The following is a 23519-nucleotide window of genomic DNA, read 5'->3' on the forward strand; positions in this document are numbered from 1 at the left end:
CATAAGACGGGCTGGGGAATGGCAACCGAATTCAACGGCAAGATCGCGCTGGATATCCGCGACTCGGAACCGGATTGGGGCCCGTACGCCGCCCCAACCGCACCCGAAGGCGCGCCTAACGTTCTGTATCTGGTGTGGGATGACACCGGCATCGCCACATGGGACTGCTTCGGCGGGCTGGTGGAGATGCCGACGATGAGTCGCATCGCCGAACGTGGCGTGCGCCTGACTCAGTTCCACACGACGGCGCTGTGCTCGCCGACGCGCGCCTCGCTGCTGACCGGGCGCAACGCCACCAGCGTCGGCATGGCCACCATCGAGGAGTTCACCGACGGGTTTCCGAACTGCAACGGCCGCATCCCGGACGACGCCGCGTTGCTGTCGGAGGTGCTCAACGAACGCGGCTACAACACCTACTGCGTCGGCAAGTGGCATCTCACTCCGCTCGAAGAGTCCAACCTTGCAGCCACTCGGCGTCATTGGCCGCTGTCGCGCGGTTTCGAGCGGTTCTACGGCTTCATGGGCGGCGAGACCGACCAGTGGTATCCCGATTTGGTCTACGACAACCATCAGGTGGCGCCGCCTGCCACTCCCGAGGAGGGCTACCACCTGTCGAAGGATCTGGCCGACAAGACGATCGAGTTCATTCGCGACGCCAAGGTCATCGCACCCGACAAGCCGTGGTTCTCCTATGTCTGCCCGGGCGCCGGACACGCGCCGCACCACGTCTTCAAGGAGTGGGCAGACAAGTACGCAGGCAAGTTCGACATGGGCTATGAGAAGTACCGGGAAATCGTGCTGGAAAACCAGAAGAAGCTCGGCATCGTCCCGCCCAACACCGAATTGTCGCCTGTCAACCCGTATCTCGACGTCAAGGGGCCCAACGGTGAGCCGTGGCCTGCGCAGGACACGGTGCGGCCGTGGGATTCGCTCAGCGATGAAGAGAAGCGCCTCTTCAGCCGCATGGCCGAGGTGTTCGCCGGCTTCCTGTCCTACACCGACGCGCAAATCGGGCGCATCCTCGACTATTTGGAGGAGTCCGGGCAGCTGGACAACACCATCATCGTGGTGATCTCCGACAACGGGGCCAGCGGCGAGGGTGGACCGAACGGCTCGGTCAACGAGGTGAAGTTCTTCAACGGCTACATCGACACGGTCGAGGAAAGCTTCAAGCACATCGACCACCTGGGCGGACCGGAGACCTATCCGCATTATCCGATCGGCTGGGCGATGGCATTCAACACGCCCTACAAGCTCTACAAGCGCTACGCGTCCCACGAGGGCGGAATCGCCGACACCGCGATCATCAGCTGGCCCAAAGGAATCAAGGCGCACGGTGAGATCCGCGACAACTACGTCAACGTCTGCGACATCACTCCCACCGTCTACGACCTGCTCGGCATCACACCGCCCGACACGGTCCGCGGCATCCCGCAGAAGCCGTTGGAGGGCGTGAGTTTTGCTGCGGCCCTGGAAGATCCGGCCGCGGACACCGGCAAGGACACTCAGTTCTACGCGATGCTGGGCACCCGCGGGATCTGGCACAAGGGGTGGTTCGCCAACACCGTGCACGCGGCGACGCCTGCGGGCTGGTCGAACTTCGACAAGGACCGCTGGGAGCTCTTCCACATCGAATCCGATCGCAGCCAGTGCCACGACCTGGCCGCCGAAAACCCGGAGAAGCTCGAGGAATTGAAGAGCCTGTGGTTCGCCGAGGCCGCCAAGTACAACGGCCTGCCGCTGGCGGACCTGAACCTGTTCGAGACGCTGACGCGCTGGCGCCCGTACCTGACGGGGGAGCGCACCAGCTTCACCTACTATCCCGGCACCGCTGAAGTCGGCATGGGTGCGGCCGCCGAACCGCGGGGCCAGTCGCTGTGCGTGCTGGCCGAGGTCACCATCGACACCACCGGAGCCGAAGGCGTGCTGTTCAAGCAGGGCGGCGGCCACGGCGGACATGTGCTGTTCATTCAGGACAATCGCCTTCACTACGTCTACAACTTCATGGGCGACGAGGAGCAGATGGTGTCCTCGCCCGGCGCGGTTCCGCTGGGCAAGCACGTCTTCGGCGTCAGCTACACCCGGACGGGCACAGTCGAGAACAGCCATACACCGCTCGGGGACGTGACGGTCTACATCGACGGCGAGGCCGTCGCGACCCGGTCCGACGTCAAGGCTCACCCGGGAACCTTCGGGCTGGCCAGCTCCACCATCAGCGTCGGGCGCAACAGCGGCTCGGCGGTGTCGAGCACCTACAAGGCCCCGTTCGCATTCACCGGCGGCACCATCGCGCAGGTCAACGTCGACCTTTCCGGGGCGCCGTATATCGACGTCGAGAAAGAATTCGCGCTGGCGTTCGCCAAGGACTGATGATGGTCGGGTGAAGCGGTTCGGTCGGGCGATGCTGGTCCCGATGTGTCTTGCGGCCGTGCTGGCGTCGGGATGTATCCGCGCCGACGACGGTGTGGCCATCACCAGCGAGGAGGCGGTCGCAACGTCTGTGGCGGCGCCGCCGAACCCGGACGCCACCGCGGATGCCGGGCCCGCGGCGCCCGGCATCGTCGCCACTTCGCGCACACCGATCCCGCCCGACGCGGTCACCTGCACCGAACCGGTCAAGCCCGCCAACTCGACCGTCGCCGCAGTCTCGGACGCGGCCGCGCCGAAGGTGGCGATCGCGGTTCCCGAGGGCTGGACGACATTGCCCGGCTCCGGCGACGTCGGCGCCCGCATGCGCGGCCCGGACGGGATGTCGGCGACCGTCACCATCGCCAAGACGGATCTGGACCCCGCCGAGGCGTTCACCCACTACGCCGACAGGGTGATGGGCGAATCGGCCGTCGCCAGCGTCAGCGTGCTGCCCGCGAAACTGTGCGGCTACAGCGGCCAGAAGTTGATGGGGGTGTGGGCCGACACACCGCAGCAGTCCGTGGAGTTTCTCGACCGCATCGCCCACATCTGGACCGATACGAACAACTATTATCTCGTGGCCGTTCACGTGCAGGCGCCGAGCGGAACTGACGAGTTCGACGCGGCCTCAGCCGTGCTCATCTCCGACTTTGCCGTCGTCATACCCTGAACCCCATGTTGACCGACCTCGTCGAGCTGCCCGGCGGCTCGTTTCGGATGGGGTCGACCAACTTCTATCCGGAAGAGGCGCCGATCCACACCGCGCGGGTCGCCGCGTTCGCGATCGAACGCCATCCGGTCACCATCGCCCAGTTCGCGGAGTTCGTCGCCGACACGGGTTACGTCACGGTCGCCGAGCAGGAGCTCGACCCGGCGCAGTATCCCGGCGCCAATCCCGCCGACCTGGTGCCGGGCGGGCTGGTGTTTCGGCCGACGGCCGGACCGGTGGACCTGCGGGACTGGCGGCAGTGGTGGGAGTGGAAGCCGGGGGCCAGCTGGCGCTACCCGTTCGGGCCGGACAGCGGCATTTCGTTCGAAGACCGCCCCGACCATCCCGTCGTGCAGGTCGCCTACCCGGACGCGGCGGCCTACGCGCGGTGGGCCGGGCGCCGGCTGCCCAGCGAGGCCGAATGGGAGTACGCGGCCCGCGGCGGCAGCACCACCACCTATGCCTGGGGCGACGAACCCATGCCCGGCGGCCGGCTGATGGCCAACACCTGGCAGGGCCGCTTCCCGTACCAGAACGACGGGGCGCTGGGCTGGACGGGCACGTCGCCGGTCGGGCTGTTTCCGCCGAACAACTACGGGCTCGTCGACATGATCGGCAACGTCTGGGAGTGGACGACGACCAGGTTCACCGGCCATCACCAGCTGAACCAGCCGGTTGAAAGCTGTTGTGCCCCAACGCTGTCGCCTGATCCCACCGTGAACCAGGCGCTCAAAGGCGGCTCACACCTGTGCGCTCCGGAGTACTGCCACCGCTATCGGCCCGCGGCGCGCTCACCCCAGTCGCAGGACAGTGCGACCACGCACATCGGATTCCGCTGCGTCGCCGACCTGGCCTGACCCCTCCTTCCCCTTTTTCGCGCGAGCGGGCGGGTCTGCGGGCGGCGGGGACCCCCCTTTTTTGGCGCGAGCGGGCGTGTCTGCGGGCGACACGCCGTTAAAAAGCACGAGAACGCGCACGCTCGAGGGGGTCCTACGGGGGTGAGGCGTGGGGGTTCGGGCACCTGTGACAGATCGACGAGTCAGTTGTCTCATCACTCGATGAATTAATGTCTAGCCGTCGCAGCCACGGGTTGACCTGCAGCGAGCGTGCGCAAACTAGGCTCGTGACCCGGCGTGTCGCCCGCAGACACGCCCGCTCGCCGGAAATACCCACCGGAGAGCTCGCCGGAAGTGGTCGCCGGAAATACCCACCCGAAGTGCTCGCCGGAAGGCCCACCGAAGTACGGGGATGCGGGAGTGCTGACCAGCGGCGATTTGGCGCATTCCTGGTCGTCGCCTAGAATTCACTGGTTGCCTTGGGCAGACCTCGGCCAGCCTGATGTGCTCTTGATACAAGCGCCATCGCCCAGCAGGCCCCGCGTGCCCTTGGGTAACGCAAGACCGCGCACGTCAGGTCGGTATCTGCCGTGCACACATAACCAGGTCGAGGAGATCGAGTGATTCAGCAGGAATCGCGGCTGAAGGTCGCCGACAACACGGGCGCCAAGGAGATCTTGTGCATCCGTGTGCTCGGTGGCTCGTCGCGGCGCTATGCCGGCATCGGCGATGTCATTGTGGCGACCGTCAAGGACGCCATCCCGGGCGGCAACGTCAAGCGTGGCGACGTGGTCAAGGCCGTCATCGTGCGCACTGTCAAGGAGCGGCGTCGCTCCGACGGCAGCTACATCAAGTTCGACGAGAACGCGGCAGTGATCATCAAGCCGGACAACGACCCCCGCGGTACCCGCATCTTCGGTCCGGTCGGCCGCGAACTGCGCGAGAAGCGCTTCATGAAGATCGTCTCGCTCGCACCGGAGGTGCTGTAGATGAAAATCCACAAGGGTGACACCGTGCTGGTCATCTCCGGCAAGGACAAGGGTGCGAAAGGCAAAGTGCTGCAAGCCTATCCGGCTCGCAACAAGGTCCTCGTCGAAGGCGTCAACCGGATCAAGAAGCACACCGCCGTGTCGCGCAACGAGCGCGGTGCGTCGTCGGGCGGCATCGTGACGCAGGAGGCGCCGATCCACGTCTCGAACGTGATGATCGTCGACTCCGACGGCAAGCCGACCCGCGTCGGCTACCGCAGGGACGAAGAGACCGGCAAGAAGGTCCGCATCGCCAAGACCAACGGCAAGGACATCTGATGACTACCGCTGAAAAGACACTTCCACGCCTCAAGCAGCGCTACCGCGACGAGATTCGCGAGGCGCTGCAGAAGGAATTCGGCTACCGCAACATCATGCAGATTCCTGGCGTGGTCAAGGTGGTCGTCAACATGGGCGTCGGCGACGCCGCCCGCGACGCCAAGCTGATCAACGGCGCCGTCAACGACCTGGCGCTGATCACCGGCCAGAAGCCGGAGGTCCGTCGGGCCCGCAAGTCCATCGCACAGTTCAAGCTGCGTGAGGGCATGCCGATCGGGGCGCGGGTGACCCTGCGCGGCGACCGGATGTGGGAGTTCCTGGACCGGCTCATCTCGATCGCGTTGCCGCGTATCCGCGACTTCCGCGGGCTGTCGCCCAAGCAGTTCGACGGCAAGGGCAACTACACCTTCGGCCTGACCGAGCAGTCGGTGTTCCACGAGATCGACGTGGACTCCATCGACCGGCCGCGGGGTATGGACATCACCGTCGTCACCTCGGCGACGAACGACGACGAAGGACGAGCGCTGTTGCGGGCCCTCGGCTTTCCGTTCAAGGAGAACTGACATGGCGAAGAAGGCCCTCGTTATCAAGGCGCAGCGCAAGCCGAAGTTCAAGGTGCGCGCCTACACCCGGTGCAGCCGGTGCGGACGCCCCCACTCGGTGTTTCGCAAGTTCGGGCTCTGCCGCATCTGCCTGCGGGAGCTGGCCCACGCCGGCCAACTGCCCGGTGTGCAGAAGAGCAGCTGGTAACAGGACAAAGACCACAACATTGAAGAAACAAATTGCGGCAGGCCCTGACCGGGGAACCGCCGCGAGGAAGGTGAAACCCGCTGTCATGACTGCGATGACGACGATGCGGAGCGCAGCGACGAAGAGGAGCAGCGCTCGATGACGATGACGGACCCGATCGCAGACTTCTTGACACGTCTGCGCAACGCCAATTCGGCGTACCACGACGAGGTGAAGCTGCCGCACTCGAAGCTGAAGGCGAACATCGCGGAGATCCTCAAGAACGAGGGCTACATCGCGGATTACCGCACCGAGGATGCCCGGGTGGGCAAGTCGCTTGTGGTGCAACTGAAGTACGGCCCCAGCCGTGAACGCAGCATCGCGGGCCTGCGCCGTGTGTCCAAGCCCGGTCTGCGGGTGTACGCGAAGTCCACCAACCTGCCGCGCGTGCTCGGCGGCCTTGGTGTCGCGATCATCTCGACATCGTCGGGCCTGAAAACCGACCGCCAGGCCGCCCGCGAGGGCGTCGGCGGCGAAGTCCTCGCGTACGTGTGGTGAGGGAGAGTTAGACATGTCGCGCATTGGTAAGCAGCCGATCCCGGTCCCGTCCGGGGTCGACGTGAAGATCGACGGCCAGCTCGTGTCGGTGAAGGGGCCCAAGGGCACACTGGATCTGGCGGTGGCCGAGCCGATCAGGGTGGCCCGCAAGGACGACGGCGCCATTGTGGTGAGCCGGCCCGACGACGAGCGGCGCAACCGCTCGCTGCACGGGCTGTCGCGCACGCTGGTGGCCAACCTCGTCACGGGCGTCACCGAGGGCTACACGATCAAGATGGAAATCTTCGGCGTCGGTTACCGCGTGGTGGCCAAGGGCAACAATCTCGAGTTCGCCCTGGGCTACAGCCACCCCGTGACGATCACCGCCCCGGAGGGTGTCACCTTCGCGGTGGAGACCCCGACGAAGTTCTCGATCTCCGGTATCGACAAGCAGAAGGTCGGCCAGGTCGCGGCCAACATCCGTCGTCTGCGGAAGAGCGATCCCTACAAGGGCAAGGGCATCCGCTATGAGGGTGAGCAGATCCGCCGCAAGGTCGGAAAGACAGGTAAGTAGTTATGGCTCAAGCCCAGAAAGCAACTGGCATCAAGTCGGGCGCACAGAGCGTCGCGGCGGCCCGACGGGCATCGCGGCAGCGTAGGCACGCCCGGCTGCGCAAGAAGATTCAAGGCACGGCCGAGCGGCCGCGTCTGGTGGTGCATCGCTCCGCGCGCCACATCCACGTGCAGTTGGTCAACGATGCGAACGGCACCACGCTGGCTGCGGCGTCGTCCATCGAAGCCGACGTGCGTGCTCTCGAAGGTGACAAGAAGGCCAAGGGCAAGCGTGTCGGCCAGCTGATCGCCGAGCGCGCCAAGGCCGCCGGCATCGAGACGGTTGTGTTCGACCGCGGCGGTTATACCTATGGCGGACGGCTCGCCGCATTGGCCGACGCGGCACGCGAAGGCGGGCTGAAGTTCTAATGACCAACCTGAAATCTATTGGAAGGATTGCATGATGGCCGAGCAGGCGACAGGTGGCGCCGGGCCGGCGACATCGGACTCCAGGCCCCCTCGCGGTGAGCGCGAAGGGCGCGGCCGTCGGGACGACCGCGGCGGTCGTCGCGACCGCGATGGCGGCGACAAGACCAACTACCTCGAGCGCGTAGTCACGATCAACCGTGTCTCCAAGGTCGTCAAGGGCGGCCGCCGGTTCAGCTTCACCGCGCTGGTGATCGTCGGCGACGGCAACGGCATGGTCGGCGTGGGCTACGGCAAGGCCAAGGAAGTTCCCGCCGCGATCGCCAAGGGTGTTGAGGAAGCGCGCAAGAACTTCTTCCGTGTTCCGCTGATCGGCGGCACCATCACCCATCCCGTGCAGGGTGAGGCGGCCGCGGGTGTGGTCATGCTCCGCCCGGCCAGCCCCGGTACCGGTGTGATCGCCGGCGGTGCGGCCCGCGCGGTGCTGGAATGCGCTGGCGTGCACGACATTCTGGCCAAGTCGCTGGGCAGCGACAACGCGATCAACGTGGTGCACGCCACCGTTGCCGCGTTGAAGATGCTGCAGCGTCCGGAAGAGGTGGCGGCCCGTCGCGGTCTGCCCATCGAAGATGTGGCGCCCGCCGGGATGCTCAAGGCGCGGCGTGAAGCCGATGCGGTGGCAGCCAGCGCCGCGCGTGAAGGAACGGCATAACCATGGCACAGCTGAAGATCACCCAGGTGCGCAGCACCATCGGTGCCCGGTGGCGGCAGCGCGAAAGCCTGCGGACGTTGGGGTTGCGGCGGATCCGTCAGTCGGTGGTCCGCGAGGACAACCCGCAGACCCGTGGGCTCATCAACACGGTGCATCACCTCGTAAAAGTTGAAGAGGTCTAGCGATGACGATCAAACTGCACGACCTGCGCCCCGCGCCCGGGTCGAAGACCGCCAAGACCCGCGTGGGTCGCGGTGAGGGCTCCAAGGGCAAGACCGCCGGTCGTGGCACGAAAGGCACGAAGGCCCGCAAGAACGTCCCCGTGACGTTCGAGGGCGGGCAGATGCCGATCCACATGCGCCTGCCCAAGCTCAAGGGCTTCCGCAACCGGTTCCGCACCGAGTACGCCGTCGTCAACGTCGGCGATCTGAACAAGCTGTTCCCCAAGGGCGGCGACATCGGTGTCGACGATCTGGTGGCCGCCGGCGCGGTCCGGAAGAACACTCTGGTCAAGGTGCTCGGCAATGGCAAGCTGACCGTCAAGGTCAACGTCACTGCGCACAAGTTCAGCGGCAGCGCGAAGGAAAAGATCTCCGCTGCAGGTGGTTCCGCGACCGAACTGTCCTGACGTACGCAAGCTCGACGAGAAAGCCCCCGCAGTGTCGGGGGCTTTCTTGTTACGCGGCTTTGTCGCTCAGCGGATGCCGGCCTCGATGTCTGCGACGTACGCGGTCGCTTCGGGTCCGCAGATCTTCTGCAGGTTCACCGGTCCATTGGCGAGGATGGCGTCAATCCGGCGTTGAAGTTCACCCGAAGTGACATGCGCGTACAGACTCGCGCCGGGGCACGCGGTGTCACCGCTTTCATCCTTGTGCCCCGCTAGTCGGTCGGTGGGTATGTTGTATTGTTCTGCGGCCCAAGCGAATGCGAGCGCGGCACCGTTGAGCTGATCCTCCGAGATCTCTTCCTGATCGAAGTCGCCTTCGCAGACGACGAGGAAATGGCCGGTGGGGTCGTAGCTGGTCGCGGTGTCGCCGACAAGTTGCGGATCCCTCAGCTCGTAGATGTTGCCGTTGCGATCGACGCTGAGGTGGTACGCGATGTCGATCCATCCGTGTGTGTCCTGGTGATACCGCTGATGCTGGCGAAGCCGGCGCGGCGCATTCTCGTTGGCGCCGAGGACCACAGCGGTGTGGTGGATCGTCATCGAGCTCAACTGATGCGGGGTACCTCCAGGCCGAGGCGCCGACGCCTGCCAGGCATCACGACACAGCATCAGGTTCGACGCGGGAACGACCGCCGGCGCGGGCGCGACCACGGGTGCGGGCGGGGCGGTCTCGATCACGGTCGTGACGGTGGACGGCGGAGCTGCGCTCGGCATCGGCGGCGACGGCGGCGCGGACGGCTCCGCCGCCGGCTTCGTCGAGCACGCGCCTGCAGCGGCCAGTCCAATGCCTGCGAATCCAGCCAACTGAAGGAGTCGGCGACGGCTAAGTGCTTGACCGCGCTGGTTGGGGCTGGCCGCAGCCACATCCATAGAGGTCACGATACGCAATCACGTACCGAACGAGCGCCAGATTCTCTGTTGGCGCGCAGTGCGCTCAGCGCAGCTGCGGAAGCACCTCGGCGGCAAGGCGTTCCATCTGCTCGCGGTCTTCGGCGACGGTCGCGCCGACCGGGTTCAGCAGGATCATCTCGGCGCCGGCGTCCATCACTTCGCGAAGGCCGCGGGCGACGTCGTCGGGGGTGCCCGATACCGGCACGTCCTCGATGCCTCGGATGTCGTCGTAGATGCGATGCAGACCGTCGAGTACCCGTTGGCGGGCGCGGTCAGCGTCGTCGTCGATCATCAGATACACGCGTTTGCCGATCGTGAATCTCGTTGCGTCCTTGCCTTCTTCGTCGAGTTCACGCCGGACTGTCTTGACGGCTTCGGCGAACGTCGCGGTGGTCGACGCGCCCGCGCCGAGGAACGCATCGGCCATCCACACCCCGCGCGCCAGCGCCTTGGGCGCGGTACCGCCGATCCACAGCGGGGGATGCGGCCGCTGCACGGGCTTGGGCTGGATCGCCAGCCCGTCGACGTCGCGGAACTGGCCGTGAAACGTCACGGTCGGCTCGTCAGACCACGCCGCCTTCATCAGCTCGATGCCCTCGGTGAAATAGCTGATGAACGTCTCCGGCGCGACACCGAACGCCGCGAACGGGCGGCGCTTGCCGCCATGACCGACGCCGACGTCCAGCCGACCGTGGCTGAGGTGATCCACCGCGGTGATCGCCGCGGCCAGCTGCAGCGGGTCGTGCAGCGAGGTGATCAGCACCGCGACACCGAGGCGCAGCCGGGTGGTGCATGCCGCGGCGTAGGACAACAGCTGCAGCGGCGCGATTGCCGTCGAATTGCCCACGATCTGCTCCATCGTCCAGCCGCCCTCGAAGCCGAGTTCCTCGGCGCGTGCGAGATAGGACTTCATGCCGGTGTCGTCGAAGCCGTCGGAAACGAATTGGGGGATCGATATCGAGAACCGCACGGAACCACCGTAGGCCCCGGCTGAACCCGCCGACCGGCCGCATCGCACAGAAAACGGGCCAACCGCGGATCGGTACCCTCGTGGAATGTTCAGCTTCCTGCCCGGCATCCCCGGCGCCGACGAGGTGCGGTCATTTGCCCGCAAAGTAGACACCGCCCGCCACCACGGCATCCCCAGCGGCTGCGTCCTCGAGCTGGATCTACACACGCCGCCGCCGGAGACCAGCGGCTTCGACCCGATGGCGATCATCACCGGCGCAGGCAAGACGCTGGTGCTGCGCGACGCAGTCGCCGCCATCCATCGGGCCGCCAAGGACGACCGCGTCGCCGGCCTCATCGCCAAGGTGCAGATTCCCGCCGCCGCACCCGGCCCGGTACAGGAACTGCGCGACGCCATCGCCGCCTTCAGAGACGTCAAGCCCTCGGTGGCGTGGGCCGAGACCTACCCGGGCACGCTGTCCTACTATCTGGCGTCGGCGTTCCGCGAAATCTGGATGCAGCCGTCGGGCACCGTCGGCCTGGTCGGATTCGCGACGAGCGCGCTGTTTCTGCGCACCGCTCTCGAGAAGGCGGGAATCCAACCGCAATACATCACGCGCGGCGAATACAAGTCTGCGCCAAACCGTTTCACACAGGACGGCTACACCGAGGCGCACCGCGAGGCCGACAGCCGGATTCTGGAGAGCCTGCACGGCCAGGTGTGGCAGGCGATCGCCGAGTCGCGGCGCATCGACAAGGCCGCGCTGGACGAGCTGGCCGACAAGGCGCCGCTGCTGCGCGACGACGCTGTCGCCGCACGGCTGGTGGACCGGATCGGCTTCCGCGACGAGGCCTACTCGCGCATGGCTGAACTGGTTGGCGCTGAAGGGTTTTCAGATGGCACCGGTGACGCGGACACCGATCCCGAGGCGCCGCCGCGGCTCTATCTTTCGCGGTACGCCAAGGCGACCGCCAACCGCCAGGTCCCGCCGATGCCGACGCTTCCCGGCCGCAAGTCCAAGCCGACGATCGCCGTCGTCACCGTGCACGGCATCATCGTCGGCGGCCGCGGCGGGCCGCACGGTCTGCCGTTCGGCACCCCGAGCGCGGGCGGGGACACCATCGCCGCCGCATTGCGGGAAGCCGCCGCCGACGACTCGGTGTCGGCGATCGTGCTGCGTGTCGACAGCCCCGGCGGCGAGGTGACCGCATCGGAAACCATTTGGCGGCAGGTGAATCGGATCCGCGACGGCGGCACACCCGTCGTCGCATCGATGGGATCGGTGGCGGCCTCCGGCGGCTACTACGTGTCGATGGGCGCCGACGCGATCGTCGCCAACCCGGGGACGATCACCGGGTCGATCGGCGTGCTCGCAGGCAAGTTCGTCGCGCGCGAACTCAAGGACCGGCTCGGTGTCGGCACGGATTCGCTACGGACTAACGAGAACGCCGACGCATGGTCGATCGACAAACCGTTCACCGAGGAGCAGCGCGCCCACGTCGAGGCCGAGGCAGACCTCGCCTACACCGATTTCGTCGAACGTGTCGCCGAAGGTCGCAAGCTCGACGTCGAGGCCGTCGAGGCGGTCGCCCGCGGCCGGGTGTGGACCGGTGCCGATGCGTTCGAACGCGGCCTGGTCGACGAACTCGGCGGCCTGCGGGTGGCGATCAACCGGGCCAAGGTGCTGGCCGGTCACGACGAAGAAGCCGACGTCCGCATCGTCAGCTACCCCGGGTCATCGCTGCTGGACTTCCTGCGGCCGAAGCCGTCGTCGCAACCGGCGGCGGCGTCGCTGACCGAGGCGGTCGCGGCCCTGCTCAGCCGATCGGTGGCCGAGGTGCTGGGGCAGGCCGAGCAGTCGCTGACCGGCGTGCGCGCGCTGTGGCTTGGTGACTACCGCTTCTGAGGGGCGTTTACAGTTGGCGGCGCGAGGTTAATCGACAAGTAACAGCAATCCCTTGCTGTTCGCGGTGACCAGCGTTAATGTTCCGATTGTCAACAAAACTACGAGCTGAGCCCTGGGGTCGGTTTGCGATCTGCCCGCAGCGCGTGGGTGCCTGCCGGGGACAGTGTCCGACAGTGTCCATGACACGAGGAGGGTCCCAATGGGAGTCCCCGATCAGCCCACCACATCGTCTCCGACCGAGAATGTGCCCCCGTCGGTCCTGAAAAAAGCGGTTGCGGCGTCGGCCATCGGTAACGCGACCGAGTGGTTTGACTACGGCATCTACGCCTATGGCGTGACCTATATTTCGGCCGCCATCTTCCCGGGCGACACCGAAAGCGCCACGCTGCTGGCGTTGATGACCTTCGCTGTGTCTTTCCTTGTGCGGCCGCTCGGCGGCCTGGTGTGGGGACCGCTCGGCGACCGGATCGGGCGCCGTTCCGTTCTGGCGATCACCATCGTGATGATGTCCGGCGCCACCCTGTGCGTCGGCCTGGTCCCGTCGTACGCGGCGATCGGGTTCTGGGCGCCCGTGCTGATGGTGCTGCTACGCATGATCCAGGGCTTTTCCACCGGCGGCGAATACGGCGGCGCCGCCACCTTCATGGCCGAGTATGCGCCATGCCGTCGCCGCGGATTCTTCGGCAGTTTCCTGGAATTCGGCACGTTGGCCGGATTCTCGTTCGGTGCGCTGCTGATGCTCGGTTTCCAAGTCATCCTCACCGAGGAGCAGATGGGGACGTGGGGCTGGCGAATGCCCTTCCTCGTCGCCGCGCCGCTCGGCCTTGTCGGCGTCTACCTGCGGTCGCGACTGGAGGACACGCCGATCTTCCGCGAGTTGGAGCAAGCAGGCGAGAAGGAAGAGCGTGCGTCCACCGCGTTCAAGGATTTGATCACCGGCTACTGGGGACCGATCCTGCGGCTCGGCGGCGTTGTCGTCGCGCTCAACGTGGTGAACTACACGCTGCTGAGCTACATGCCGACATACCTCGAGCAGTCGATCGGCCTGTCGGCGAACATGTCGCTGCTGTTGCCGATCATCGGCATGCTGTCGATGATGATCTTCCTCCCGATCGCCGGGAGCATGTCGGATCGCATTGGGCGCAAGCCGTTGTGGTGGTTCTCGCTCATCGGTCTGTTCATCTTCGGCCTGCCGATGTTCATGCTGATGGGGACCAGCACGGTCGGCGCGGCGATCGGTCTGGCCATCCTCGGTCTGCTGTATGTGCCTCAGCTGGCGACGATTTCGGCTACGTTCCCCGCGATGTTCCCGACCCAGGTGCGCTTCGCCGGGTTCGCGATCGCCTACAACGTGTCGACGTCGCTGTTCGGTGGCACCGCGCCGGCTGCCAATGAGTGGTTGATCAACGCGACCGGGAGCAATCTGGTGCCCGCGTACTACATGATGGCGGCCTGCGTCATCGGCGCGATCGCGATGATCAAGGTGCCCGAGACCGCCCGCTGTCCGATGGACGGCACGGAGATCCCGGGCACGCCCGGCGCGCCGCCGCAGCTCGAGTGGCGAAAGGAGCCCAGCGCGGTCTGAGGGGTTCCTGCAGTTGGTCCCCACAACGGTGGCTTGCCTGGGGGATAGAAAAACCTTCCCCCTGGAGGGCGGAAATCTGGCGTCGCAGCGATTACAGACTCACGCCTGATCCTGGAGCATTTCCTTCACAGCACGGAAGGAATCGCCAATGATCAAGCCAATCCGCTCCACAGCGAACCGCGTCAAGTACGGAGCGATGCTCATCGGCGCCCTAGCTGTGGCCGCGGCTCCGCTCGCTTATCCCGCTTCGGCAACCGCCGAACGGGTATGGGACATCGAACTGTACGACGGGTGCATGGAGGCGCAAGCTGAAAACCAGATGGATTACAGCATCGCCCAGCAACTCGAGGCCCATCGCGTCTGCTGCGAAGAGACCGGTGGAGTCTTCATAGACGACGGCTATGTCGGCAAGTGCGTGGCCCCACCCGCTGAACCGGCTTCGGGCTCACGGCAGCTCCCGGGCAACATCCATATTCCCACCGACCTCGCCACCGCACCCCAGGTGACGAAAACCCCGCCGCGGCCGATTCAGGATCCATCCGCCATTGCAACGGTGTCGACGGTGAGCCAACGCAGCGGGTCGGTGTCGTGATGTCTCTGGGCGAAGCCACGTACTGGCACAACCACAGCGATTTGGCGCGCCTCGCGCAGTGCATTCGCGAACAGATGGAACAACAACGAATGACGGCGGCCCAATCACCTCGTTGATTCGGCTCAGCGGGCGACGACGGCATTGACCGCGTCGGCCCAGATCGCCGCGGCCTCGTCGACCTGCTCGCTGGTCACCACCAGCGCTGGGATGAACCGCACGACCTGACCCCACGCGCCGCACGTCAGCAGCAGCAGCCCGCGCTTGGCCGCCTCCTGCTGCACGGCGGTGGCCGTCGCCCCGTCGGGCTTTCCGTCGGCGTCGCGGAATTCGTTGCCGATCATCAGCCCCAGCCCGCGCACGTCGGTGATCGCGTCGTGCTTGTCTGCCACGAGCTGCAGCGCCTCCTTGAGCTGGGCGCCGCGCTGTGCGGAGTTCTCGACGAGGTTCTCGTCGCGGATCACGTCGAGGGTGGCCAAGGCGGCGGCGCAGGCCACCGCGTTGGCGCCGTAGGTGCCGCCCTGCGAGCCCGGCCAGGCCTTGGCCATCAGCTCCGAGGACGCGGCGATACCCGAGAGCGGGAAGCCCGACGCCAACCCCTTGGCGGTGATGAGAATCTCGGGCTTGGCACCGAAATGCTCTCCGCCCCAGAACTTTCCGGTCCGTCCGAAACCGGTCTGTACCTCGTCGACGACCAGCAGGATGCCATACTTGTCGGCGCGCTCGCGCAGCCCGGCGAAGAACCGCTCGTTGCCGGGGACGTAGCCGCCCTCACCCAAGACCGGTTCGACGAGGAACGCTGCCGTGTCCGCCGGGCTGCTCATCGTCTGCAGCAGGTAGTCGAGTTGCGCCAACGCGAAGTCGGTGGCTTGCTCGACCGGCCAGCCGTAGTGGGTGGGGTCGGGGAAGGGCGCCACGTGCACGCCGGCCATCAGCGGTGCGAAGCCGGACCGGAATTTGGTGCCCGACGTCGTCAAGGAGGCCGCCGCCACCGTGCGGCCGTGGAAGCCGCCGTGGAAGGCGATCATGTTGGGTCGGCCGGTGGCCTGACGCGACAAGCGCAGCGCGGCCTCGACCGCCTCGCTGCCCGAGTTGGCGAAGAACACGCGGTCCAAACCCTCGGGCAGCACCTCACCCATCCGCTCGACGAGCGTGAGCAGCGGGCGGTGCATGACGGTGGTGTACTGCGCGTGGATGAGCGTGCCGACCTGGCGCTGCGCGGCCTCGACCACTCGCGGGTGGCAATGTCCGGTGCTGGTCACGCCGATGCCGGCGGTGAAATCCAGATACCGGCGATCGTCTTCGTCGAACAGCAGCACGCCCTCGCCTCTGGCGGCCAGCACTCCGGTCGCTTGCTTGAGGATCTCTGAGAGCTGTGCGGACGCCACGATTCTTCCCCTTGCTCGTCTACGGGTAGATTGTCGACAATCAGCGTATCCGAAGGTGATGCCGACCTAGAAGGGGATGTGGTGAGCGAACAAGACGAGGCCCGCGTCGTCCAGGCCGTCGAGAAGCGGTTGTTCATCGACGGCAAGTGGGTCGATGCGGCCGAGGGGCGGACCTTCGATGTCACCGACCCCGCCACCGGAAAGACGCTGTGTGCGGTGGCCGACGCGTCGCCGCAAGACGGCCGCGCCGCACTCGACGCCGCGGTCGCCGCGCAGCCGGAGTTCGCGGCCATGCCGCCGCGCGCACGTGCCGACATCCTGACGCGATCGTTCCAACTGTTGCATGAGCGCATCGACGACCTCGCGCTGTTGATGACGCTGGAGATGGGCAAGCCGCTCGCCGAGGCACGCGGCGAAATCATCTATGCCGCAGAGTTTTTCCGTCACTTCGCCGAAGAGGCCGTGCGGATCGACGGCGGTTACCAGACCGCGCCTGCAGGCGGCTCACGCTTCTTGATCACCCGCCAGCCGGTCGGTCCCTGCCTGCTGATCACGCCGTGGAACTTCCCGATGGCGATGGGCACCCGCAAGCTGGGGCCCGCCATCGCCGCCGGGTGCACCAGCGTCATCAAACCCGCGCCGCAGACACCGCTGTCCATGCTGGCGCTGATGGACATCCTCGCCGAGGCGGGACTTCCGCCCGGCGTCGTCAACTGCATCACGGTCACCGACGCGGGCCCTGTGATGGAACCGCTGATCCGGTCTGGGCTGGCCCGCAAGCTGTCGTTCACCGGATCCACCCAGGTGGGCCGGCTCCTGCTGGAGCAGTGCGCCGAGAAGATCCTGCGCACATCGCTCGAATTGGGCGGCAACGCACCGTTTATCGTGTTCGACGACGCCGACCTCGACGAGGCCGTAGAGGGGGCGATCGCCGCCAAGATGCGCAACATGGGCGAGGCGTGTACCGCCGCAAACCGGATCTACGTGCAGTCCTCGGTCATCGACGAGTTCGGCCGTCGGCTCGCCGAACGCATGGCCGCCCTGCCGGTCGGTCGCGGCGCCGAACCCGGCGTCACCGTCGGCCCGCTGATCGACAAGGCCGCGCTGAACAAGGTCGAAACCCTGGTCGCCGACGCCGTCGACCGCGGCGCGATCGTGCTCACCGGCGGACAGGCGCCCGGCGGCGACGGCTACTTCTATCCGCCGACGGTGCTCAAAGGCGTTCCGCGCGAGGCGACGATGTGTGACCAGGAGATCTTCGGGCCCGTCGCGCCGCTGACCCCTTTCGAAACCGAGGAAGAAGTCATCGCGGCTGCCAATGACACCGAATACGGCCTTGTCTCTTACGTTTTCACCAACGATCTACGGCGTGCGGTGCGTGTCGCCGAAGCGTTGGAAAGCGGCATGGTCGGGCTCAATCAGGGTGTCGTGTCCAACCCGGCGGCGCCGTTCGGCGGCATCAAACAGTCGGGGCTGGGCCGTGAGGGTGGCTCCGTCGGAATCGACGAGTTCCTGGAGATCAAGTACATCGGCATCAAGGTGTGACGCCGCCGGGCTGACCGCTACTTACCGGGATCTTCGCCGTCGACGCTGGTGTCGAAGGTCAGGCGATTGACCGCGTCCTCCATGTGCGCGGCCAGCAGCCGATCGACGAGTTCGCGGTCGCCCTTGCGGATCGCGTTGGCCAGCGAGCGGTGCTCCTTCTCGCGCACTTCGGATTTCGCGTAGCTCTCGTCGAGTGCATGGATGAACATCCGCGTCTCGGTGATGAACGTCTGATGCATCCGCGACAGCCGCGGACTGTCGGCGAGTTGCAGCAGCCGCTCGTGAAACGCGATGTCGATTTCGCTGACCTCCGAGGGGCTTTGGGCGGCCGCCATCTGGTCGACGATCGTCAGCAGTTCCTTGCCCGCGGCGCGGTGGTTTCCCTGGGCGATGATCTTGCGCGCGGCCGCCTGCTCGATGGCCTCGCGCGCGAAGTACATGTCGCGGACGTCGTCGGCGGTCATGTCGATGACGAACAATCCGCGGTTGCGGATCGACACGAGCAGCCCCTCCTGGGTGAGGCGCTGCATTCCTTCGCGCAGCGGCCCGCGGCTGACGCCCAGCTTGCGCGCCAGTTCGGCCTCGCCGAGTTGCGCCCCCGGCTTCAGCTCGCCGTGTGCGATGGCTTGGCGCAGCTTGTCGGCGATGATGCTGGGCGTCGACTCCCGCACCAGCGGGCCGATGAAGCTGCTCACTGGCGGTCCCCGAACAACGTGCCGAGCCCCGGCAGCGACGGGACCGGCCCGAGCAGCGCCAGACCCTTCCAGACCGTCACCTGATTCGCCGTCAGCACCGGCTTGCCGACGGCGGCTTCGAGTTTGTCGACGATCGCCAGGGTGTGCATCGCCGTGTCGGGCACGAGCACGGCTTCGGCGTCGGGATGGTCGGCGGCGACGACCATCGCCACCACTTGGTCGGGGGTCAGCGTGCCGACTTCGGCGGCGGTGTAGATCCCGTGGCTGCCCATCGAGACGACCTCCGCGCCGCCAGCGGTCAGGAACGCGACGAAATGCTGCGCCACGTCGTCGGGATAGGACGCCGCAACCGCGACACGGCGGATGCCGAGGTGGCGTAGCGCATCGACGAACGCGATCGACGTCGACGACGCGGGTACGCCCGCCGCCGCCGCGACGGCCGCAGCCTGATCCTGCGCGCCCTGCGGACCGAACACGAAACTGCCCGACGTACACGCCCACATCACCGCATCCGGCTTCTCGGCGGCCAGCTGCGCCGCACCGTCGGCGAGCCGTTCGTCGCTGCCGAGGTCGAGAAGGGCGTCGACGCGGTGGGCATCCTCGCCGACAGAGGTGATCACCACCGGAAGCCGCACAGCGGCGTCGATGCGCTTCTCGAGCGCGGGGTAGTCGTCCTCTGCGCTGTGGCCGGGGTAGAGCAGGCCCACCGTTGGCATGGCATCTCCCTTTGGATCAGGTCCGTTTTGGATCACGCTCGCCGAAATAGGTAGATTGTCGACAATGTTAACCCGCGCGACGTACGACGCGAACAGGCTCGGCAAAGAGCTGGGTTCGGCGCTCCGCGGATCCGTGTGCGGTGACCCCGCCAGCAGGGCGCTATACGCGGTCGACGGGTCCAACTACCGGGTCGTTCCCGACCTCGTGGTGGTGCCTGCCGACGTCGACGACCTGGCCGCGGCGGTGGCGCTGACCGCCGCGGCCGGTGCGCCGGTGACGTTGCGCGGCGGCGGCACATCGATGGCGGGCAATGCCATCGGCGGCGTCGTCATCGACGCATCCCGGCACGTGAACCGCATCCTCGACATCGACACCGAGAACCGGACAGCCATCGTCGAGCCCGGCGTGGTGCTCACGGATCTGCTGGCCGCGGCGCGGCCCCACGGGCTGGCTTTCGGGGCCGACCCGTCCTCGGGCAGCCGCGCGACACTCGGCGGCATGATCGCCAACAACGCCTGCGGCGCGCACTCGGTCGCGTGGGGCACCACCGCCGACAACGTGCGGGCACTGGACGTGCTGCTTGCCGACGGGACCCGATGCACCGTCGAATCCAGCGGTGTGCGCGACGATTTGGCGAAGCGGCCGGGCCGCGAAGGCGAACTGCACCGCGCGCTGCAGTCCTTCGTCGACGCGAACGAACTCGTGATCCGGCGCCGGTTCGGCCTCTTCACCCGACAGATCTCGGGGTATGCGCTGCACCGGCTGCTGCCCGAACAGGGCTACAACGTCGCGGGCCTGCTGTGCGGCAGCGAGGGCGGGTTCGCGGCGACGCTGCGTGCAACGCTGGCGCTGACACCCTTGCCCGCCGCGCGGGTGCTGTGTGTGCTGGGGTTTCCGGATTCGATCACCTCGGCGGAATGCGTGTCGGCGGTGCTGGCGCACCATCCGCTGACGATGGAGTCGATCAACGTCGACCTCGTCGACCGGCTGCCGGGTGAGGTGCGCCGCGCCGCGGTCGACGCCGGGTTGCCGGACGGCAGAGCGTGGCTGTTGGTCGAGATGGGGGGCGAAGACAGCGTCGCAGCCGAACGCTCTGCCCAGGAAATGCTTGCCGCGCTTCGTGATTCGGGATCACCGGCGACGGCGTCACTGGTGACCGACCCGGGTGCGCAGGCCGTGCTGTGGCGGTGCCGCACCGACGCCGCCGGGCTGGCGACGCGTCGCGCCGACGGCGCCGAGGCCTGGGGCGGCTGGGAGGACGCGGCAGTGCCGCCCGAGCGGCTCGCCGACTATCTGCGCGGCCTTGATGACCTGATGGGCCGATACGGCTTGTCCGGGGCGTCGTACGGGCACTTCGGCGAGGGTTGCATGCACATGCGGATCGACTTCGACCTGCTCACCCCGCAAGGGGTTGCCGCGTACCGGTCGTTCGTCGAAGACGCCACCGACCTCGTCGTCGAACTCGGCGGCTCGGTGTCGGGCGAACACGGCGACGGCAGAGCGCGCTCGGAGCTGCTGGGCCGCATGTACGGCTCCGACGGGCTGGACCTGCTCGCGCAGATGAAACGGATCTGGGACCCAGGCAAGGCGATGAACCCCGGTGTCGTCGTCGATCCGCCACCGCTTGACGCGGACATCCGCCATCTCGGCCCGGCCAAGGACCGAAAGCTGTTGACACTGTTCAGCTATCCGGACGACAACGACGATTTCGCGCAGGCCCAGCGCCGCTGCGTGGGCATCGGCAAATGCAGGCAGACGCGTGGCGGCGTGATGTGCCCCAGCTATCAGGCCACACGCGAGGAGATGCATTCCACCCGCGGCCGCGCCCATCTGCTGTGGGAGATGTTGCAGGGCGACGTGATCACCGACGGCTGGCGCTCGACGGAAGTGCGCGATGCGCTCGACCTGTGCCTGTCGTGCAAAGGCTGTCTGTCGGACTGTCCTGTCAATGTCGACATCGCCACGTACAAGGCGGAATTCACCCACCACCACTACGCCGGACGGCCGTGGGCGCGCCCGCTGTCGCACTGGTCGATGGGTTGGCTGCCGCAGCTGTCGCGGATCGCAGCGAAGGCGCCGCGGGTGGTCAACCGGATGGCGGGCACGGCCGTCGCCAAGCGCCTCGGCGGCATCGCGCCCGAGCGCGAGGTGCCCGCGTTCGCGGAGGAGACGTTCACATCGTGGTTTGCCCGTCGGCCTGCGCCGACGCGGCCGGATACCCGCGGCGCGGTCCTGCTCTGGCCGGACAGCTTCACCAATTACCTTGCGCCGCAGATCGGTCGGGCCGCAGTCGCGGTGCTGGAGGCCGCAGGCTATCGGGTCGTGCTGCCCGACGGGCCGGTGTGCTGCGGGCTGACCTGGATCTCCACCGGTCAACTACGCACGGCAAAGCGGCGTATCAGGCGATCGCTGAAGACGTTGCAGCCGGTGCTGGACGCGGGCATGCCGATCGTGGGGCTGGAGCCCAGCTGCACCGCGGTGCTGCGACGCGATGCGGCCGAGCTCGTGCACGACGACGCCATGGCCGCGGCGGTGGCCGAATCGACGGTCACCTTCGCGGAACTGTTGATGCGGTCGGACTGGACGCCGCCCGACGTGGGCGCCGACGCACTGGTGCAGACCCACTGCCACCAGCACGCGGTGCTCGGGTTCGACGCCGACCGCGCTCTGATGGCGAAGGCAGGAATCCGCGCCGACGTGCCCGACTCCGGATGTTGCGGCCTGGCAGGCAATTTCGGCTTCGAGCGTGGCCACTACGAGGTGTCGCGCGCGGTCGGGGAGCGTGTGCTGCTGCCCGCCGTGCGGGCGGCCGAACCGAGCACCGCCATCGTCGCCGACGGGTTCAGCTGCCGCACGCAGATCGCTCACGGCACGCCGCGGCAGGCCCTGCACCTCGCCGAACTACTCGCCTCCGCCCTCGGCGAGCAGACGTAAAAGTCACGCGACACGCCGCGCATTTTGCGTGCATTTGCGTCTGCTCGCGGTAAAGAGTTAGGCCTTCCAGACGGTCTTGAGGTTGCAGAACTCCTGAATGCCCGCGGCGGCGAGTTCGCGGCCGTAACCGGAATCCTTGACACCGCCGAACGGCAATTCCGGATAGGACACTGTCATTCCGTTCAGGAACACCGCGCCGGCCTCCACGCGCCGGACGAACCAGTCCTGCTCCTCCGCGTCGTTGGTCCACACCGCCGAGCTCAGGCCGAACGTGGTCTGGTTGGCGACACGGACCGCCTCGTCGCGGTCGGCAACCCGATACAAAGAGGCGACGGGGCCGAACGCCTCCTCCATCACGATGCGCATGTCATCGGTGAGCCCGGCCAGCACGGTCGGGGAATAGAACCAGCCGGAACGGTCCGGAGCGTCGCCGCCGGTGAGCACCTGCGCTCCCTTGGCGACGGCGTCGTCGACGAGTTCGGCGAGCTCGTTGCGGCCGGATTCGGTGGCCAGCGGGCCCAGCTCGGTCGACTCGTCCATCGGGTCACCCACCACGAGTGCCGCCATCTTGTCCGCGAACAGGCGGGCGAACTCGTCGTAAACGTCGGCGTGCACGATGAAACGCTTTCCGGCGATGCAGGATTGACCGTTGTTGGAGATTCTGGCCTTGACCGCCACCGTGGAGGCCGCATCGAGGTCGGCGCTGGGCATCACGATGAACGGATCGGACCCGCCGAGTTCGAGCACGGATTTCTTGATCTGAGCACCCGCGGTCGACGCCACCGAGCGGCCCGCCGGCTCGGAGCCTGTCAAGGTGACGGCCTTGACGCGGCTGTCCTCGATGACGGCGGCGACCTCCGACGAACCGATCAGCAGGGTGCGGAACGAGCCGGTCGGAAAGCCTCCCTTTTCGAAGAGGTCGTCGAGGTACAACGCGGACTGCGGAACATTCTACGCGTGCTTGAGCAGGCCCGTGTTGCCCGCCATCAGCGCCGGTGCGGCGAACCGAATCACCTGCCACAGAGGGTAATTCCACGGCATCACCGCCAGCACGACACCGAGCGGCTGCCACACCGTCCACGCCTGCGACGCTGACACCCGCGACGGGTCCTCGAGCGGTTCGTCGGCCAGAAAGGCCTCCGCGTGCTTGGCGTAGAACCGCATGTTCTTGGCGCACTTGAGCACTTCGGCGCGCGACTGTTCGATCGGCTTGCCCATCTCCAGTGTGATCATCTCCGCGGCCCGCTCCACATCTGCCTCGATGATGTCAGCGGTGGCGTTCATCCATTCCGCTCGTTGAGCAAAACTGGTGTCCCGCAGCGCCTCTGCCGCATCCGCTGCCGCTGCGATGCGGCGCTGCACCTCGGCGTCGTCGTGCGGCTCGAAGGTCTCCACCGTCTCGCCGGTGGTGGGGTTGATCGTCGCGATTGCCATGC

Annotated in this window: 23 protein-coding genes and 1 pseudogene; 18 read left to right on the forward strand and 6 right to left on the reverse strand. The window is 66.8% G+C overall.

Annotated features, from left to right (window positions below):
• Positions 1-18 precede the first annotated feature (18 nt).
• From CQY20_RS17020 to rplO, 13 genes are all read left to right on the forward strand, one after another.
• On the forward strand, positions 19-2370 hold the full coding sequence (locus CQY20_RS17020) for an arylsulfatase (protein WP_097941257.1): 2352 nt from the start codon (positions 19-21) through the stop codon (positions 2368-2370).
• A gap of 10 nt (positions 2371-2380) precedes the next feature.
• Entirely contained in the window at positions 2381-3079 is a 699-nt protein-coding gene (locus tag CQY20_RS17025) for a hypothetical protein (protein ID WP_234816285.1), read from the forward strand.
• A gap of 5 nt (positions 3080-3084) precedes the next feature.
• Positions 3085-3975 carry a formylglycine-generating enzyme family protein gene (locus tag CQY20_RS17030; protein ID WP_097941258.1) on the forward strand — a complete coding sequence of 297 codons (891 nt, stop codon included), beginning with the start codon at positions 3085-3087 and terminating at the stop codon, positions 3973-3975.
• Between the two features lie 599 nt (positions 3976-4574).
• Positions 4575-4943 carry a 50S ribosomal protein L14 gene (gene rplN / locus CQY20_RS17035; protein ID WP_097941259.1) on the forward strand — a complete coding sequence of 123 codons (369 nt, stop codon included), beginning with the start codon at positions 4575-4577 and terminating at the stop codon, positions 4941-4943.
• A complete protein-coding gene (gene rplX, locus CQY20_RS17040) occupies positions 4944-5261 on the forward strand; it encodes a 50S ribosomal protein L24 (protein WP_097941260.1) in 318 nt (105 codons plus the stop codon). It begins immediately after the preceding gene.
• Positions 5261-5824, forward strand: a complete 564-nt coding sequence (rplE, locus tag CQY20_RS17045) for a 50S ribosomal protein L5 (protein WP_097941261.1) — start codon at positions 5261-5263, stop codon at positions 5822-5824. Before rplX ends, rplE begins: the two co-directional genes overlap by 1 nt.
• A gap of 1 nt (position 5825) precedes the next feature.
• Positions 5826-6011 carry a type Z 30S ribosomal protein S14 gene (locus CQY20_RS17050; RefSeq protein WP_097941262.1) on the forward strand — a complete coding sequence of 62 codons (186 nt, stop codon included), beginning with the start codon at positions 5826-5828 and terminating at the stop codon, positions 6009-6011.
• Between the two features lie 138 nt (positions 6012-6149).
• Entirely contained in the window at positions 6150-6548 is a 399-nt protein-coding gene (gene rpsH, locus CQY20_RS17055; protein ID WP_097941263.1) for a 30S ribosomal protein S8, read from the forward strand.
• Between the two features lie 13 nt (positions 6549-6561).
• A complete protein-coding gene (gene rplF / locus CQY20_RS17060; protein WP_097941264.1) occupies positions 6562-7101 on the forward strand; it encodes a 50S ribosomal protein L6 in 540 nt (179 codons plus the stop codon).
• A 2-nt stretch (positions 7102-7103) separates the two neighbouring features.
• The gene (rplR, locus tag CQY20_RS17065) at positions 7104-7508 is read left to right on the forward strand and encodes a 50S ribosomal protein L18 (protein ID WP_097941265.1); all 405 of its coding nucleotides are present in this window, start codon (positions 7104-7106) and stop codon (positions 7506-7508) included.
• Between the two features lie 31 nt (positions 7509-7539).
• On the forward strand, positions 7540-8217 hold the full coding sequence (gene rpsE / locus CQY20_RS17070) for a 30S ribosomal protein S5 (protein ID WP_097941266.1): 678 nt from the start codon (positions 7540-7542) through the stop codon (positions 8215-8217).
• Positions 8218-8219: 2 nt separating this feature from the next.
• The gene (gene rpmD, locus CQY20_RS17075) at positions 8220-8399 is read left to right on the forward strand and encodes a 50S ribosomal protein L30 (protein WP_097941267.1); all 180 of its coding nucleotides are present in this window, start codon (positions 8220-8222) and stop codon (positions 8397-8399) included.
• Between the two features lie 2 nt (positions 8400-8401).
• Complete coding sequence (rplO, locus tag CQY20_RS17080) at positions 8402-8845, forward strand: 50S ribosomal protein L15 (protein ID WP_097941268.1); 444 nt, start codon at positions 8402-8404, stop codon at positions 8843-8845.
• Positions 8846-8911: 66 nt separating this feature from the next.
• Here the strand turns inward: rplO and CQY20_RS17085 are convergent, their stop codons facing one another.
• Together CQY20_RS17085 and CQY20_RS17090 are read right to left on the reverse strand one after the other, a co-directional pair.
• Positions 8912-9562 carry a peptidoglycan recognition protein family protein gene (locus tag CQY20_RS17085; protein WP_234816286.1) on the reverse strand — a complete coding sequence of 217 codons (651 nt, stop codon included), beginning with the start codon at positions 9560-9562 and terminating at the stop codon, positions 8912-8914.
• Between the two features lie 256 nt (positions 9563-9818).
• Positions 9819-10745, reverse strand: coding sequence for an LLM class flavin-dependent oxidoreductase (locus tag CQY20_RS17090; RefSeq protein ID WP_163700834.1), 927 nt, complete (start codon positions 10743-10745; stop codon positions 9819-9821).
• Between the two features lie 85 nt (positions 10746-10830).
• Here CQY20_RS17090 and sppA point away from each other — a divergent pair, with 85 nt between their 5' ends.
• The 3 genes from sppA (at position 10831) to CQY20_RS17105 (ending at position 14807) form a co-directional block, all read left to right on the forward strand.
• Positions 10831-12630, forward strand: a complete 1800-nt coding sequence (gene sppA, locus CQY20_RS17095) for a signal peptide peptidase SppA (RefSeq protein WP_097941270.1) — start codon at positions 10831-10833, stop codon at positions 12628-12630.
• A 199-nt stretch (positions 12631-12829) separates the two neighbouring features.
• Positions 12830-14215: an MFS transporter gene (locus CQY20_RS17100; protein ID WP_097941271.1), complete on the forward strand. Its 1386-nt coding sequence runs from the start codon at positions 12830-12832 to the stop codon at positions 14213-14215.
• A 148-nt stretch (positions 14216-14363) separates the two neighbouring features.
• Positions 14364-14807: a hypothetical protein gene (locus tag CQY20_RS17105; RefSeq protein ID WP_097941272.1), complete on the forward strand. Its 444-nt coding sequence runs from the start codon at positions 14364-14366 to the stop codon at positions 14805-14807.
• A gap of 122 nt (positions 14808-14929) precedes the next feature.
• On the opposite strand, the gene CQY20_RS17110 is transcribed toward CQY20_RS17105, so the two are convergent.
• Entirely contained in the window at positions 14930-16192 is a 1263-nt protein-coding gene (locus tag CQY20_RS17110; protein ID WP_097941273.1) for an aspartate aminotransferase family protein, read from the reverse strand.
• A gap of 81 nt (positions 16193-16273) precedes the next feature.
• Between CQY20_RS17110 and CQY20_RS17115 the strand changes: the two genes are divergently transcribed.
• Positions 16274-17737, forward strand: a complete 1464-nt coding sequence (locus CQY20_RS17115; protein WP_097941303.1) for an NAD-dependent succinate-semialdehyde dehydrogenase — start codon at positions 16274-16276, stop codon at positions 17735-17737.
• A gap of 17 nt (positions 17738-17754) precedes the next feature.
• On the opposite strand, the gene CQY20_RS17120 is transcribed toward CQY20_RS17115, so the two are convergent.
• Both CQY20_RS17120 and CQY20_RS17125 read right to left on the reverse strand, forming a co-directional pair.
• Entirely contained in the window at positions 17755-18432 is a 678-nt protein-coding gene (locus tag CQY20_RS17120) for a GntR family transcriptional regulator (RefSeq protein WP_097941274.1), read from the reverse strand.
• The gene (locus tag CQY20_RS17125) at positions 18429-19148 is read right to left on the reverse strand and encodes a maleate cis-trans isomerase family protein (RefSeq protein ID WP_174814679.1); all 720 of its coding nucleotides are present in this window, start codon (positions 19146-19148) and stop codon (positions 18429-18431) included. Before CQY20_RS17125 ends, CQY20_RS17120 begins: the two co-directional genes overlap by 4 nt.
• Before the next feature lie 64 nt (positions 19149-19212).
• Here CQY20_RS17125 and CQY20_RS17130 point away from each other — a divergent pair, with 64 nt between their 5' ends.
• Entirely contained in the window at positions 19213-22083 is a 2871-nt protein-coding gene (locus tag CQY20_RS17130; RefSeq protein WP_097941275.1) for an FAD-binding and (Fe-S)-binding domain-containing protein, read from the forward strand.
• A gap of 57 nt (positions 22084-22140) precedes the next feature.
• Here CQY20_RS17130 and CQY20_RS17135 read toward each other — a convergent pair.
• Positions 22141-23517, reverse strand: a pseudogene (locus CQY20_RS17135) (NADP-dependent succinic semialdehyde dehydrogenase).
• Positions 23518-23519 lie beyond the last annotated feature (2 nt).

Origin of the sequence: Mycolicibacterium agri (assembly GCF_002553505.1) — a bacterium.
GTDB lineage: Bacteria > Actinomycetota > Actinomycetes > Mycobacteriales > Mycobacteriaceae > Mycobacterium > Mycobacterium agri.

What these genes read in the sequence shown, in the direction of transcription:
- CQY20_RS17020 (WP_097941257.1), top strand. Translation starts at nt 19, where the DNA reads ATGGCAACCGAATTCAACGGCAAGATCGCGCTGGATATCCGCGACTCG.
- CQY20_RS17030 (WP_097941258.1), top strand. Translation starts at nt 3,085, where the DNA reads ATGTTGACCGACCTCGTCGAGCTGCCCGGCGGCTCGTTTCGGATGGGG.
- rplX (WP_097941260.1), top strand. Translation starts at nt 4,944, where the DNA reads ATGAAAATCCACAAGGGTGACACCGTGCTGGTCATCTCCGGCAAGGAC.
- rplE (WP_097941261.1), top strand. Translation starts at nt 5,261, where the DNA reads ATGACTACCGCTGAAAAGACACTTCCACGCCTCAAGCAGCGCTACCGC.
- CQY20_RS17050 (WP_097941262.1), top strand. Translation starts at nt 5,826, where the DNA reads ATGGCGAAGAAGGCCCTCGTTATCAAGGCGCAGCGCAAGCCGAAGTTC.
- rpsH (WP_097941263.1), top strand. Translation starts at nt 6,150, where the DNA reads ATGACGATGACGGACCCGATCGCAGACTTCTTGACACGTCTGCGCAAC.
- rplF (WP_097941264.1), top strand. Translation starts at nt 6,562, where the DNA reads ATGTCGCGCATTGGTAAGCAGCCGATCCCGGTCCCGTCCGGGGTCGAC.
- rplR (WP_097941265.1), top strand. Translation starts at nt 7,104, where the DNA reads ATGGCTCAAGCCCAGAAAGCAACTGGCATCAAGTCGGGCGCACAGAGC.
- rpsE (WP_097941266.1), top strand. Translation starts at nt 7,540, where the DNA reads ATGATGGCCGAGCAGGCGACAGGTGGCGCCGGGCCGGCGACATCGGAC.
- rpmD (WP_097941267.1), top strand. Translation starts at nt 8,220, where the DNA reads ATGGCACAGCTGAAGATCACCCAGGTGCGCAGCACCATCGGTGCCCGG.
- rplO (WP_097941268.1), top strand. Translation starts at nt 8,402, where the DNA reads ATGACGATCAAACTGCACGACCTGCGCCCCGCGCCCGGGTCGAAGACC.
- sppA (WP_097941270.1), top strand. Translation starts at nt 10,831, where the DNA reads ATGTTCAGCTTCCTGCCCGGCATCCCCGGCGCCGACGAGGTGCGGTCA.
- CQY20_RS17100 (WP_097941271.1), top strand. Translation starts at nt 12,830, where the DNA reads ATGGGAGTCCCCGATCAGCCCACCACATCGTCTCCGACCGAGAATGTG.
- CQY20_RS17105 (WP_097941272.1), top strand. Translation starts at nt 14,364, where the DNA reads ATGATCAAGCCAATCCGCTCCACAGCGAACCGCGTCAAGTACGGAGCG.
- CQY20_RS17125 (WP_174814679.1), bottom strand. Translation starts at nt 19,148, where the DNA reads ATGCCAACGGTGGGCCTGCTCTACCCCGGCCACAGCGCAGAGGACGAC.
- CQY20_RS17130 (WP_097941275.1), top strand. Translation starts at nt 19,213, where the DNA reads ATGTTAACCCGCGCGACGTACGACGCGAACAGGCTCGGCAAAGAGCTG.